We start from the raw sequence: 14005 nt of genomic DNA on the forward strand, positions 1-14005 counted from the left end.
GCGCGCCTGCGCGCCGGGTATCAAACGGGCTGCTAGGTCTGGAGTAGACTGCTTCCGCGGAGCCGGGAAGAATGAACAGCGGCGATTGGAAGATCCTGGCTGGGGATGCGCCCGCCTTGTCGGTTACAGGGTCACCACCAGGGAAAAGGGATCAGGCATGAGTTACATGCGCCGTATGGGGAAGCTGCTGCGTTTCGGCAAGGCCGGCGAACGTCGCAAGAAGCGTCGCGAGGAACCGGCTCGCGGACTGCGTGTGCTGGTGGTGGACGATTCGCGGACGGTGGTGGCCTTGCTCTCCAGCATGCTCAAGCAGAATGAACTGGAAGCCGTGGGGGCCGGTAGCGCCGAGGAGGGGCTGGAACGGGCGCGGGAGAATCCGCCCGACCTGATCTTCCTGGACATTATCCTGCCGGAGATGACGGGGTTCGCGATGCTGCGTCAGCTGCGCCGTGATCCGGCGACCGCCAGGGTGCCGGTGATCATGATGAGTGGTAACGAGGATGCGGTGGAACAGTTCTTCCTCGATCGCATCGGCTCAGACGATTTCATGAAGAAGCCTTTTGGGCGTGGCGAGGTGTTTTCCCGCATCGAGCGTCTGGTGGAGAAGGGGCGCCTGCGGGCGCGCCCCAAGACCTTCTCGGGGTAGATAACACCTAGGCCCAGGGCCTCTCAGACCACTTGCCGCCGGCGCCAGTCGTCGATCTCGGTGTGCAGATGCTGCTTCGCGGTGGTGTCCAGAAACGCCGCATCGACCGCGTTGCGCGCCAGCTTTTCCAGGTCGTCCACGTCCAGCTTCAGGGCCTCGGCCGTGGCGCGGAAGTTCTCGCCCACGTAGCCGCCAAAGTAGGCCGGGTCGTCCGAACTGACGGTCACGCACAGGCCCGCATCCAGCAGGCGCTTCAGGTTGTGGTCCTCCAGGCGGTCGAAGACACACAGTTTGATGTTGGATAGCGGGCAGACCGTCAGCGGGATCTGTTCGCGGGCCAGGCGCTCCATCAGTTTGGAGTCCCGCTCGGCCTGAACCCCGTGATCGATCCGCGCGACTTGGAGCCCGTCCAGTGCCTGCCAGATGTACTCCGGCGGGCCTTCCTCGCCGGCGTGGGCCACGGCAGGGAAGCCCTCCGCACGGGCGCGATCAAACACCTTTTGGAACTTCTCCGGCGGGTTGCCCAGTTCCGCTGAATCGAGGCCGACCGCATGGATGTGTTCGCGCCAGGGGAGCGCGGCCTCGAGGGTTTCCAGTGCGCCGTCGGCGCTCAAGTGACGCAGGAAGCACAGGATTAACCGGCTGGTAATGCCGAGTTTGCGCTCGCCATCGGCCAGCGCCCGGCGGATACCGTCGATGACCGTCGCGAAGGGTACGCCGCGCTCGGTGTGCGTCTGTGGGTCGAAAAAGATCTCGGTGTGGCGGACGTGGTCCGCCAGGCAGCGTTCGAGGTAGGCCCAGGTCAGGTCGTAGAAATCCTGCTCGGTCAGCAGCACGCGGGCGCCGGCGTAGTAGATGTCCAGGAACGACTGGAGGTCATGGAACTGGTAGGCCGCTCGGACTTCCTCCACCGAGGCATAAGGCAGCTCGACGCCGTTGCGTTCAGCCAGGGCGAACATCAGTTCGGGTTCCAGAGAGCCCTCGATGTGCAGGTGCAGCTCGACCTTGGGGAGTGTGGCAATGGCGTCTTGCATGGTGGCATCCGAAGGTTGGTGGACAGGGCGCAAAGCATAGAGGGGGCATGGGGCGAACAACAGGCAGCGGCATCAGCTCAATGGCGATAGCAGCTCGTTGAAGAAGCGTGCCAACAGCGCCGGCTCCAGCCACAGCATGAAGGCAATCCCCCAGGCGCCACCCCACAGGTGGGCACTGTGGTTGACGTTGTCGCGGTTCTGCCGCTGGGCGTAGAGCGAATAGCCGACATAAACCGCGGCGAACACGATCGCCGGCACCGGGATGAAAAACACGAACAGCAGCGACCAGGGTTGCAGCAGGATATAGGCGAACAGGACCGCAGACACCGCTCCGGAGGCACCCAGCGAGCGGTATCCGGGATCGCGCAGATGCCGCAGGTGGCTGGGCAGGCTGGCGAGGACAATGCCGGCCAGATAGAACAGGAAGAACCCGCCCATCCCGATCTCCGGTACCAGTACGCGCTCCATCGCCATGCCGAAGAAGAACAGCGTGATCATGTTGAAGGCGAGATGGGTGCCGTCGGCGTGAATGAATCCATGCGTTACCAGGCGCCAGTATTCCCCGCGTTGCACCGACGGCGGGTGATGGATCATCGCATGCAGCCAGCGTGGGTTTTGCCATGCCAGCAGGGACACCACCACCGTGGCCACGACGATATAAAGGGTCATGCTGGGTTCAAAGTTCACGGTTCAATGCTCTTCAGAGGACAGGCCCGGGTCGGCAACGTACAAGGCCAGACTGTACGCCGTCTCTGGGGTTCCGTGGCTACAATAGAGGGACGGGGTACGGTAGCCCGAGTCATCCGCCAGCGGCCAACGTTCGGGACTTCCCGGTACACCGGCGTGATACCCAGCAGCGTGCGAGCGAGGCAGTGAAATGACACGAAGGATCGTGATCTGTGCGGACGGGACCTGGAATCGCCCGGAGGAAGATATCGAGTCGGATGTGCCGACCAATGTCCTGCGCCTGGCGCGGGCTATCGCGCCTACCGATGCCGCGGGTGATCCGCAGCAGGTCTTCTACGACTGGGGTGTAGGTGCCTACTACGCCAAGCTCACCGGGGGTGTGACGGGCCGGGGGATCCACAAGAACATCCAGGATGCCTATCGCTATATCGTCCAGAACTATGCACCCGGTAGCGAGATCTTCCTGTTCGGTTTTAGCCGCGGGGCGTATACCGTCCGCAGCCTGTGCGGGTTGATCAACAACTGCGGCATCCTCAAGCGCCCGGATGCGCGTCGGATCGAGCAGGCGTTCCAGCACTACAAGAAGACGGCCGCTAGCCATGCCCCGGAAGGCGAGGCTTCGCGGGCCTTTCGCCAGAAACATGCCCACCCCTCACGCGAGATCCGCTTTGTCGGGGTCTGGGATACGGTGGGGGCTTTGGGAATCCCGTTCTCGTTGCTGGGTCTGCTCGACCGCACCGACGAGTTCTACGACACCAAGCTCGGGCCGAACGTGCGCATCGCCCGCCATGCGCTGGCGATCGACGAGACCCGCGCCGACTTCGAGCCGACGCTGTGGGCGCCACGCCCAGGACTGGATCTGAAGCAGATCTGGTTCAGTGGCGTCCATGCCGATATCGGGGGCGGTTATGCACCCGATGCCAAGGGCCGCCTGGCCTCGGAGATGCCGCTGGCCTGGATGCTGGACGAGGCGCGTTTTGCCGGGCTGCAGCTGGAGGATCATTTGCCGGATAGCCTGCGGCCGCACGCTACAGCGCCGCTGCATCGTTCCCGGCGTCACATCTACCGCCTGCGCCGGACGTATCGGCGCCCCCTGCATCAGCCGGACTACCCGACTGAACTGCATCCCAGCGTGCTGGAGCGGTATCAAAAGGACACTTCGTATCGACCCGAGAACCTGAGGTCCCATCTGCAGGAGTGGGGCTGGCCCGACGCCGACTGAACCGTCGACCGATTCCCTGCAGTTGGAGGAGGGCTCGCGTGCGCTGGTGGGGTCTTCGTTATCCTGTAGGGAAATCAGAGCGGGAGCCGACCCATGCAGCCTTTTCCCTCGAAGAACGTGTTTGGCGGGGCCCTCGAGCCCTGTGGGCGAGATCCGGTCACCGGATTTTACCGCGATGGCCGCTGTGCCACGGGCTACGACGACCAAGGCATGCATACCGTGTGCGCCGAGGTTACCCGTGAGTTTCTGGATTTCTCCCTGGCCCAGGGGAACGACTTGATGACGCCGATGCCGGAGTTCGGCTTCCCCGGTTTGCAGGCCGGTGATCGCTGGTGCCTCTGTGCGGCGCGCTGGCTGGAGGCCTACCGGGCGGGGGCCGCTCCCGGGGTATTTCTGCGTGCGACCCACGAGGAGACCCTGGCAGTGATCCCGCTGGATATCCTCAAGGAGCACGCCCGCGATCCGGCCGATTAAGGCGAGGGTGCGCGGCGATTGGGGACGCGCACAACGGGGGTGTTGTAGTGGCATTCTCGGGCCTGGGCTGGGTTCCGAGAGGGGCAACAGGGGGAAGACGGATGATTCCGTATATCGTGGGAGTGAAAATATTCCGCATCGACACCGGGTGCGCGCATCACGGAGAGCCCATTGATGGCTGATGCGAACTCAGTACCTGCGATTGAGCGCTTCCGGATCACCCGGACGCTTGGGGCCAGTAGCCGGGACGGGCTTTATGTGGCGCATGATCCGTTGCTGGACCGCCAGGTCTCGATTCGTACGCTGACCAACACCGCGGCGGATGCGGCGACGCGCCAGGCGCTGCTCGAGGAAGCCCGCCAGTTGAGCCGCTTCCGCCATCCGAACATCGCTCCGATTTTCGAAGCGGGGAACTACGCCGACGGGGTCTATCTGGTCTTCGAGTACGTCGAGGGCGAGACTCTGGACCGGATCCTTGCGCAGGGGGCCTTGCCAATCGATCGTGCCCTGGCCCTGATGCGTGAGCTGCTGGATGCCGCAGCGGCGGCGCATGAACAGGGGATTCTGCACGGTGCTCTGCAGCCGGCCAACGTAACAGTTAGTGGGGATGGCCATGCCCGAATGACCGGGCTCGGCATGGTCCTGTCCGACGAGGTGGCCGCGGGCGAGAGCCATCTGCCGGACACGCCCTATTACCTGGCGCCGGAGCAGCTGCGTGGCGAGATGCCGAGTGAGCGTTCCGATGTCTTCTCCCTCGGTGCCTTGTTCTTCGAAATGCTGACCGGCGAGCGGGCCTTCGTCGGTGCTGGTGTTGGAACGATTCTCGAAGCGATGCAGGCCGGGAACCTGGAACCGCCGTCCCGGCGGGCGGGGAATGGGGACGAACGTTTCGATGCTCTGGTGTTGCGGGCGCTGTCACCGGACCCGGCCGATCGTTTTACCTCGGTCCGGGCCTTTCGCGAGGCCCTGGTGGCTGTCGTCGAGGACGTGCAGGGCGAGCCAGGGGATGGCTCGCCGGACTTTATTCTGCGGCGCATTCGCCGCAAGCCGGATTTCCCTGGCATTTCCAGTCATATCCGCGAGATCACCCAGTGTTCCGATGACACGCTGAAACGCTCGGTCGCGGAGCTGTCGAACGCCGTGCTCAAGGATTACGCCACCACGCAGAAGCTGTTGCGACTGGCGAACTCGCCCTTCTACAGCAATTTCGGCGGCAATATTCGCACGGTCTCGCGCGCGATTGTGCTGCTGGGGTTTGAGCAGGTACGCACCGCAGCGCTGGGGCTGGTGCTATTCGAGAACCTGAAGGGCGGGCGCCATTCCGGACGCTTGATGGAGGCCCTGGTGAGCACCCTGTTCAGTGCCATGCTGGCGCGCGATCTCGCGCAACAGGTCGGGGGTGTGGAGAGCGAGCAGGCGTTTGTTTGCGCACTGTTCCACGATATTGGGCACATGCTGGTCCTGTACTACCTGCCCGAAGAGGCCGACGAGATCCAGATTCGCGTGGGCCAAGGCACGGGTGAGGGCAGTGCGGCCCGCCAGGTGCTGGGGATTTCCTACGAGGCTCTGGCGCGCAGTGTCCTGGAGGACTGGAACTTTCCACGCGAGATCGTCACCTCCGTCGAACGTGCGCCCTCCGGAACGCTGCCGGCGGCCCGCGACGCAGACCAGCGTCTGCACCGGATCGTCACCCTGGCCTCGGAGATGGGGCAGTGCATTACCCATGCGGATCGGGAACAGCAGGGGCCCTTGTTGGCGGATCTGCGCCGGCGCTACCAGAGCGCACTGGGTGTCGACGCTCGTGGCATGCAGCGGGCGATCAAATCCGGCCGCGAGCACATGGACCATTTCCTGGCGGTGGTGAAGCTGCCCCCGGAGGGCCGCGAACCCCTGAACCGGCTGAAGGCGAATCTGGGCGTGCGTCTCGATGATGAGGAGGCGGTGGGGAGCGAAGGCGACGACGCGAGCGGCGCGGGGGCGACGACCGCCACGGGCGACCCGACCGAGCAGGCCGCAGTACTGATGGAGGCGCTGACCGACATGCTCGACAGCATGGTCGGTGAGTTCGACCTGAACACCCTGATGCAGACGACACTTGAGACGTTGTACCAGACACTGGGGCTGCGACGGGTGATGTTGATGCTGGCCGACCGCGAGCACCGGGTGTTGGTCGCGCACACCGCGTTCGGGCATGAAGCCGAAGCGCTGTCCGGCCGCTTGCGACTGGGCCTGTCTGGCAAGGGCGACATCCTGTCGCTGGCCCTGGAGCAAAAGAAGGACCTGGTGATTACCGACAGCCATGAGCCCTCGATCAGTCGCTACATCCCCGATGAGTTTCGCCAGGCCCTGGACGCCCGCAGTTTCCTGTTGCTGCCCTTGGCGGTTCGCGATCGCTGCGTGGGGCTGCTGTATCTGGAACTGCCGGAGGGTGGGTCTCTGGACTCGGTCGTGTTGAAGTCCCTGAAGGCGGTGCGTAATCAGATGGCCTTGGCGATACGCCAGGGACGCGACTGAAGCGGAATCAGCTGGCGGGCGCCTCGATGATGGCATCCAGCGGGTTGTCCTCGGGCAGGGCGCGCATGCGGCCCTGGCGCAGCTCCTGAGCGACCCCCTGCAGGCTGTGGCGCCGCGACTGCACGCCATCCATGGACAGGAAAAAGAACCGCCGGGTGGTTTCTCCGCGCCAGATCAGTGCCATGCGTTGCGGGTGTTCACCGTTCTCGTCAATGAATTCGAACCAGTCGCCCACATCGAGGCCGATGGCCGCGAACACGTGGTCATCGTCGCGGTCCTGGTCCAGGGTCGGATCGTCGTCCTCGTAGCGCACCGATTCGCGAATCTGCAGGCGGGCACGGGGATCGAAGCGTTCCGCGTCTTCTGGCGCCCGTAGCCGGAATAGGTGGGCCTTGCCCAAGTGCTGTACCAGGTCGCGAATGCGATCGTCCCCCAGCCCCGCGGCCCGCGCGTGGTCCCGCGCCTCGGCGACCAGCGGATTGACCTCCTGCGCGGTGGCCATGTTGCAGATGTGTCGGACCACCTGACGCAGCACCCGATGCAGGGATTCGCCGGCCTCCCCCGCATCGTGTTCCACCGCCAATACTGTCTCCCAGGACTGGAAGATCTCCTCGGCCGCTGTTTCGGGCAGGTCGGCACCCGTCTCCAGGGCGGCAAGGGCGAGATTGCGGCGTGCCTGCTCGGCCCATTCCTCGGCGTGTGGCAAGTCGATCTGCATCACCTGACGCTCGCGCCAGTGGGTGTCTTCCGCCTCGACCTGATCGAGGAAGTGGTTCATCAGCACCTCGGCGGCGTCACGATCCATGCGGTCCGCCTGGTTGCGCAAGTGTTCCACTGACTGTCGGATGCAACCGAGGTAGCGTTCCACGTCCTCGCTGTCGGGCTCGGTCTGCGGGTTAATTCGGATGGCGACGTTGATCAGGCTCCCAATCCATAGCCGTAGCGGGTGCGAGCGGTCACGGAAGAAGCCGAGGTCGTGGATGACCGCGGTCGCCAGTGGGTACTGCATCTCGGCGATGACGGTCCGGACGGAGGGGTTGAACCCGACCTCGCGAAAGATGTGATCGAACAGCCCCTGCAGCAAGTCGTGGATAAACGGCATCAGCGCGCTTCGCGGGTCGGCCTGTTGGCCCGGCATCACGAAGGCGGTGGTCGGTGTGGTCCCCGCCGCTACGGCGCCATTGCCGCCGCCTGTTCCGCCTCCGGCGGGGCGGAACACGGGCGATTGGACCATGTTGGAGGCCCAGGCGGCCCACTGCGACGGGTCCGCCTCCGTATCCGGCATTGTGTGGGAGGGCTCCGCCTCGGCGGCCCGCGTGGAGGGCCGCCAGCGGGAGGTGTCGCTCGCGGGTTCGGCCTCTGTGGCCGCGTCGTCGTCTCGGTTGCCGGCGAAGCGCTTCCAGGAGGCGTTCTTGCGCAACGTGCCGGCCGCTTCAGGGTCGGTTCGCGGTTCGGTGATCAGGCCGCAATGGTCGATGGCCTCCACCACGAAGGCGAGCGTGGGCGCTGCGGTCTTTTGCACGCAGTCGAGATAGGAGCGCATCAGGTCCAGCGTCATCTCGGTCTTGCCGAAATACAGCTCACCGATCTCGATCAGCCGTTCGTACCAGTGAAGGGGCGACCAGGGGGCCCAGTTGGGGTATTCGAAGCGGTTTTTCTCCTGCGCTGCCTGGGTGAAGACGTAGTGCGAATAGCGGTTGTTCTCACGCATCGCGCCTTCCAGCTTGTGCCGGAGCGAGCGGCGTGTGGACTGATAGTCATCAAGGATGGTGAGACCGTCATCCTGGTCCGCGAACGCAACTCCGGAGAACTCGTATTGCGGCGGGTAGTCGTGGCTGCGGAAATCCTCCATCAGGGCGTCCTGGAAATCCCGGATCACGCGCGTCTCGAACATGCGGAAGTCGTTCGCCCACAGCAGGGTGTTACCACTAACATTGCCCCAGGTGCGCCCGGCTTCCCATTCGTCGCGGGCGGTGGCAAGGCAACGTTCCAGGTGCTCGATCACGCGAGGAACGACCATCTCGGCGAGTTGTTCCCGCTGTACGATCGACAGCCCCGCCATCCCGGTCCACTTGCGCGCTGTGGCGACAGGCGGGTTGGTGGAGCCAAGAATTGTGTCCTGGTCGAGTGGCATGGGGTCACTCCGGTGCTGAGTGTAAGGCCGCGTCGAGGTGGCCGCCGCCCCATCGTCCCGCAAAACAGAGATGTGTGCACCAGTTTGGGGAACGGGAGCGTTAGCAATTTACACTGGGCACACTAACGGACTGGCCTAGTTCGGGGCAGGTCGATAGTGTAGGAACGATATGGAAGGGGTCGAACCCTACGACCGCCGGATGGATGTCGGAGCGTTTTCGTATGTCCTGGGGATTGATACAGCAGGAGATTCCCGTCGCGGAACTGCAGGTTGGCATGTACGTGAGCCAGCTCGATCGCCCGTGGCGGGATACCCCGTACTGGGTCGAGGGCATCTTGATCCGCTCGCAAGAGGATATCGACGAGTTGGCCCGGCACTGCCATCACGTGTTCATCGACCTGGAGAAGAGTGCCCCGGAGTCGGTGAGCAAGCTGGCGTCCCCCACACGTGATACTGCGCGGGCTGATTCGGTTCCGAGCCGTGCCGAGGCGGCCCAGTTTCGTGGCATGACGGTTTATCGTGACCAGTGCTCCGTGGACGAAGAGTTGCCCGCCGCGCGCGAGGCCTGGGCTACGGCCGGAACGGTTCTGGAGCAGATACGCGCCGGCATGGAGCGTAACCCAGGGGTACGTGTGGCGGCCGCGCGCGAGGCCTCCGAGGCGTTGCGCGAGAGCGTGGAGCGTAACCCCGATGCCCTGTTGTTGTTGGCCCGCCTGCGCGAGTCGGGCGATGTTCTGTATGACCACTCCCTGCGGGTGTCGATTCATCTGCTGGCCCTGGGCCGGCATCTGGGCCTCGATCGTTCCGAGCTTTCGGTGCTGGGCCTGGGCGGGCTCCTGATGGATGTGGGCAAGATGCAGCTGCCGCAAGAGTTGCTCGAGCGCGGGAAGCGGCTCGCCCCCGAAGAACGGCGCGAGGTACAACGGCACGTGGAGTACGGAGAGCAGATCTTGCTGCGGTCCCACGGGATCCCGGATAAGGTCCGCGATATCGTCATGCAACACCACGAACGTGAGGACGGTCGCGGCTATCCGCATGGGCTGGTGGCCAACGAGATCAGCGCCTGTGCGCGGATGGCCGCGATCGTCGATTCCTACGAGGAGATGCTCGCCGATCAGCGCTTGGCTGGAACCCCGTACGAAGCCCTGAAGGAGCTTCGCGAGTTCGGGCGTTGGGGACTGAATTCGGCGTTAGTCGACCAGTTCACCCATTGTGTCGGGCTGTTCCCGGTCGGCAGTCTGGTGGAGCTGGACAGCGGTGAGGTGGCCATTGTGCTGAGCCACCGCAGGACCCAGCGCTTCATGCCAAGGGTGATGCGCATTCTGGACCCGAAGCGACGTCCCTATCCCGATCCGCTGGAGCTCGATCTGGGTTCGACGGACCCGGAATCCGAGGGTGCCCAACGGCAGATCATGCGCGATTTGCCGCCTGGGGCCTACGGGGTCGATCCTGCACGCTATTATCTTTAGGGTAAAAGGGATCAATCGACCGGTTTCTTCGCGAGCGGGCGACTGATCCATGTTTCCCTGAAGGCACCGCTTGGGTGCCGTTGGCCGGGCCCAGCGATGTTGCCGAACCTATCGGATTATCAAGCCTTTCTCCAGCGCCTGCAGGCGAGTGGTGGCGACCGTTCGCCGGCCCTGGCCGTGATCGATCTTGAAGGGCTGGGCGATATTGACGCCGCACTGGGTTATGACGCGACGGATGCGCTGCTTCGGCAGGCCGGCGAGGCATTGGCGACGGCACTACCGGGTGGTTCCGTCGGGATGACGGGACGCCATCAACTCGCCTGCATGCTGCCCCACGTCGATGGCAGCGGATTCGCCGAGCTGGCGGGTCACAAGATGCTGCGTGTGTTGGGTGAGCCCTTTCCCTGCGGCGAGCGTGAGGTGCTCCTTTGGCCGCGGGCGGGCCTAGCCTTGTCTCAGGGACTGCACCCCGTGGCACCGCGCAAATTGCTGACTCAGGCCTATGCGGCGATGCGCCAGGCTCGGCGTGAGCGGGTCCGGCTGCGTCTGCATGCCCCGGGGGCTACCAAGACGATGCTGGAGGGAGTGGATCTGTGGTCGCAGCTAGGGGATGCGATCGAGGACGGGTCCCTGCATCTCGAGTATCAGCCGCAGATTTCATTGAGGTCGGGGCAGGTGGAATCGGCCGAGGCGCTGCTGCGTTGGGATCACCCGGAATTCGGCGCAATCCGGCCGGATATCATGGTCCGCGCGGCGGAGGGCACCGACCTGATGCCACGCTTGACCCATTGGGTCTATAACACCGCCTTGCGGCAATGCGCCGAGTATCGGCAGGCAGGGCTCGCCGTTGGGGTGTCGGTGAACTTTTCCGCCGATGACTTGCAGGAGCCAGAGGTGGTGGATCTGGTAGCCCAGTCGCTGGATCTCTGGGGTGTGCCACCCGAGCAGGTAACGGTTGAACTGACCGAAACAGCGGTCATGGAAAGCCACGATGCGGCGGCACGCGATGCCCTGCACAACATGAAGCAGCTGGGTCTGCGCATCTCCATGGACGACTTTGGGATCGGGTACTCGTCCATGGAGCGACTCCTGCGGATGCCGCTGGATGAGCTCAAGATCGACATGACCTTCGTGCACGAGCTGATCTCCAGCCCGCCGCATCAGCGCATCGTGGAGTCCATGATCGGTCTTGGGCACAAGCTGGGACTTACTGTGGTGGCCGAAGGGGTCGAGGACGCGGACACGCTGAACCGCCTGCGGGCCCTGGGCTGTGACCTGGTCCAGGGGTTTTACCTCGGACGCCCCGCGCGCCTGCCACACTTCATGAAGCAGGTGTCGGGGGCGCAACCGAAGGCCAATGGGTGATCCCTGTCCGCTACCCCGGCGAGCGTGAGCGCAGGTACAGGTGAATAACGATCCAGTCGTAGAGTGCGTGGGTCACGATGACCACCAACAGGTTGCCGGTCAGGTGGTAGAGCACACCAAGATAGAGGCCGATCAGGGTGGCGAATACGAAATAGAGGCGACTGATCGAGTGGGCCAGGCCGAATACCACCGCGGCGATCAGGATCGCCCATGCCGGCGACCAGCGTTCGCTCAGCCAGCCCTGCAGGACGCCCCGAACCAGTAGCTCTTCGCCCACCCCGGCCAGTAACGAGATCAGCAGCACGGCCCCTGGCAGCGCACCACGGAAGAGGCGCTGGACGAATTCGCGTACCTGCGCCGATAACTCGCGATAGGAATCCCAGTGGCTCATGGCGAGGACACTCAGGAGTGCCAGCATCGGGAGAACCGCAAGGGCGCCCAGGGCCACGGCTTCGACGCTCCAGATCAGAGTTTCATGGAGGGGGATCTCCAGTAGCCCCGCCAGAATTATTGCCAGCGGGATCAGCGCGGCCTGGAAGACGATTCCGGCCAGCAATGGGTGTCGGGCGATCGTCTTGCGCAGACTCATCGCGAGTGGACGGGGCATGCAGGGGTCATCCCCGCGAGGATGCCCGATCTCGGGGGCCGTTGTCCTGCGAAGGAAGACATTGATGCGCAGGATCTGAAAAATCCCCGCGCCGCCGAAGCGGATGCGGGGAGGGCTGTGGTGGGGCTCGGGAATCCCGGACGCGCGTCTCGTTTAGGTCTTGGCCTCCTCGATGCGGATCAGGGCCAGTTCGTGGAACAGGCCCTTCATCAGACTGACGCACATCACGAGCAGCACGATAACGAACGGCAGACCGGTACTAACGGCCCCCGCCTGCAGCGCGTTGAGGGCCGCAGCCCCGCCAACGGCCAGCAGGACCCCGGCAACGATGCCCTCGTAGGTGGCCCAGAACAGGCGCTGGGATTGCGGGGCGTCCGTCTTGCCGCCGGAGGTGATGGAGTCGATCACCAGCGAGCCCGAGTCCGACGAGGTGATGAAGAACACCAGGACGAGGGCGATCGCCAGGAACGAGGTGATGGCGGTGAAGGGCAGGTGCTCCAGCATCTGGAACAGGGCCAGCGAGGAGTCCGAGATCCCGTCGGCCAGGGCGCCGATGCCTTCTCGCGCCTGATCCACTCCGGAACCGCCGAAGGCACTCATCCAGATGACCGTGACCATGGTCGGCACCAGCAGGACCGCGGTCACGAACTGGCGCACGGTGCGTCCGCGCGAGACGCGGGCGATGAACATCCCGACGAACGGCGACCAGGAGATCCACCAGGCCCAGAAGAAGATGGTCCAGGCGTGGTAGAACGTCTCGTCCTCGCGCCCGACCGGGTTGCTGAGCGGGATGATGTACTGCACGTAGCCGGTCACCGTGGTGCCGACGCTAGACAGGAACGCAAGCACGCCGCCAGCCACCATCACGAAAAATAGCAGCAGCGCGGCGAATAGCAGGTTGATATTGCTGAGTACCTTCACGCCGCCATGGATGCCGCGCATGATCGACAGCAGGGCGATGATGGTGACCCCGATGATGATGGCGACCTGGGTGTTCAGGCCGGCATCAATGCCAAACAGGAACTCCAGACCCGAGGCCGCCTGTTGCGCCCCGAGACCGAGCGAGGTGGCCAGGCCGAACATGGTCGCGAGCACGGCGAGGGTGTCGATCACATGGCCGATGGGGCCCCACACGCGTTCCCCGAGGATCGGGTAGAACGCAGAGCGTATGGTGAGCGGCAGGCCCTTGTTGTAGGCGAAGAATGCGAGCGCCAGCCCCACCACCGCATAGATCGCCCAGGGGTGCAGCCCCCAGTGATACATGGTGGCCCCCAGTGCGGCCTGCCGGGATTCCTCGGTCCCGCCTTCGATCCCCAGCGGCGTGCCGAACCATTCGGTGAAGTAGCCCACTGGCTCCGCCACGCTCCAGAACATCAGCCCGATCCCCATGCCGGCGGCGAATAGCATGGAGAACCAGGAGATCACCGAGAATTCCGGCTTGGCGTCCTGCCCACCGATGCGGATGCGGCCGATGGGGAGCAGGATCAGGGCCAGGCAGAACAGGACGAAGATGTTGCCGGCCGAAAGGAACAGCCAGTCGAAGGTGCGGCCAATCCACTGACGGGTGTTGTCGAGGTTCTCGTTGGCTTGTTCCGGAAAGATCAGCGAGAGGATGACGAATACGCTGATCAACAAGGCGCTGGTAACAAAGACCGGGTTGTGCAGGTCCAGGCCCAGTGGGTTGATGTTTTGCTCACCGATCTCGTGGTCGGTTTCGTATTCGGCTTCCAGTTCCTTTCTCTGTTCTTCGAGGTCTTGTGGATTCTCGCTCACCGTCGCCTCCTCCATTCTGCGTGGGTGCGGCGGTATCACGCGTGCTTGCTTGCGGCCGCCTGACGGGAGTAAAGACCCAT

The 14005-nt window shown here is 64.1% G+C and carries 11 protein-coding genes; 6 read left to right on the forward strand and 5 right to left on the reverse strand.

Features of this window, described 5'->3' with window-relative positions; all coding sequences use genetic code 11:
• Positions 1 to 157 precede the first annotated feature (157 nt).
• Positions 158 to 646 (forward strand): PleD family two-component system response regulator, encoded by a 489-nt coding sequence (locus tag D002_RS0104895; protein WP_018140795.1) that lies wholly within the window; start codon positions 158 to 160, stop codon positions 644 to 646.
• A 23-nt stretch (positions 647 to 669) separates the two neighbouring features.
• Here D002_RS0104895 and D002_RS0104900 read toward each other — a convergent pair whose 3' ends face one another.
• Together D002_RS0104900 and D002_RS0104905 are read right to left on the reverse strand one after the other, a co-directional pair.
• Positions 670 to 1680, reverse strand: a complete 1011-nt coding sequence (locus tag D002_RS0104900) for an adenosine deaminase (RefSeq protein WP_018140796.1) — start codon at positions 1678 to 1680, stop codon at positions 670 to 672.
• A 72-nt stretch (positions 1681 to 1752) separates the two neighbouring features.
• Positions 1753 to 2367, reverse strand: a complete 615-nt coding sequence (locus tag D002_RS0104905; RefSeq protein WP_026181530.1) for a rhomboid family intramembrane serine protease — start codon at positions 2365 to 2367, stop codon at positions 1753 to 1755.
• A gap of 190 nt (positions 2368 to 2557) precedes the next feature.
• Here D002_RS0104905 and D002_RS0104910 point away from each other — a divergent pair, with 190 nt between their 5' ends.
• From D002_RS0104910 to D002_RS0104920, 3 genes are all read left to right on the forward strand, one after another.
• Complete coding sequence (locus tag D002_RS0104910) at positions 2558 to 3589, forward strand: DUF2235 domain-containing protein (protein ID WP_026181531.1); 1032 nt, start codon at positions 2558 to 2560, stop codon at positions 3587 to 3589.
• 93 nt (positions 3590 to 3682) lie between these two features.
• Positions 3683 to 4063, forward strand: a complete 381-nt coding sequence (locus D002_RS0104915; protein WP_018140799.1) for a DUF2237 family protein — start codon at positions 3683 to 3685, stop codon at positions 4061 to 4063.
• A 174-nt stretch (positions 4064 to 4237) separates the two neighbouring features.
• A complete protein-coding gene (locus D002_RS0104920) occupies positions 4238 to 6577 on the forward strand; it encodes an HDOD domain-containing protein (protein ID WP_018140800.1) in 2340 nt (779 codons plus the stop codon).
• Between the two features lie 7 nt (positions 6578 to 6584).
• Here D002_RS0104920 and D002_RS0104925 read toward each other — a convergent pair whose 3' ends face one another.
• Positions 6585 to 8711 carry a DUF1631 family protein gene (locus D002_RS0104925; protein ID WP_018140801.1) on the reverse strand — a complete coding sequence of 709 codons (2127 nt, stop codon included), beginning with the start codon at positions 8709 to 8711 and terminating at the stop codon, positions 6585 to 6587.
• A 221-nt stretch (positions 8712 to 8932) separates the two neighbouring features.
• Here D002_RS0104925 and D002_RS0104930 point away from each other — a divergent pair, with 221 nt between their 5' ends.
• Together D002_RS0104930 and D002_RS0104935 are read left to right on the forward strand one after the other, a co-directional pair.
• Positions 8933 to 10180 carry an HD-GYP domain-containing protein gene (locus D002_RS0104930; RefSeq protein ID WP_196800103.1) on the forward strand — a complete coding sequence of 416 codons (1248 nt, stop codon included), beginning with the start codon at positions 8933 to 8935 and terminating at the stop codon, positions 10178 to 10180.
• Positions 10181 to 10276: 96 nt separating this feature from the next.
• Positions 10277 to 11545, forward strand: coding sequence for a bifunctional diguanylate cyclase/phosphodiesterase (locus tag D002_RS0104935; protein WP_018140803.1), 1269 nt, complete (start codon positions 10277 to 10279; stop codon positions 11543 to 11545).
• 10 nt (positions 11546 to 11555) lie between these two features.
• Here the strand turns inward: D002_RS0104935 and D002_RS0104940 are convergent, their stop codons facing one another.
• Entirely contained in the window at positions 11556 to 12134 is a 579-nt protein-coding gene (locus D002_RS0104940; protein ID WP_018140804.1) for a CPBP family intramembrane glutamic endopeptidase, read from the reverse strand.
• A gap of 171 nt (positions 12135 to 12305) precedes the next feature.
• Entirely contained in the window at positions 12306 to 13925 is a 1620-nt protein-coding gene (locus D002_RS0104945) for a BCCT family transporter (protein WP_026181533.1), read from the reverse strand.
• Positions 13926 to 14005 lie beyond the last annotated feature (80 nt).

It is taken from the genome of Thioalkalivibrio sp. ALJ7, from assembly GCF_000376865.1.
Classification (GTDB): domain Bacteria; phylum Pseudomonadota; class Gammaproteobacteria; order Ectothiorhodospirales; family Ectothiorhodospiraceae; genus Thioalkalivibrio.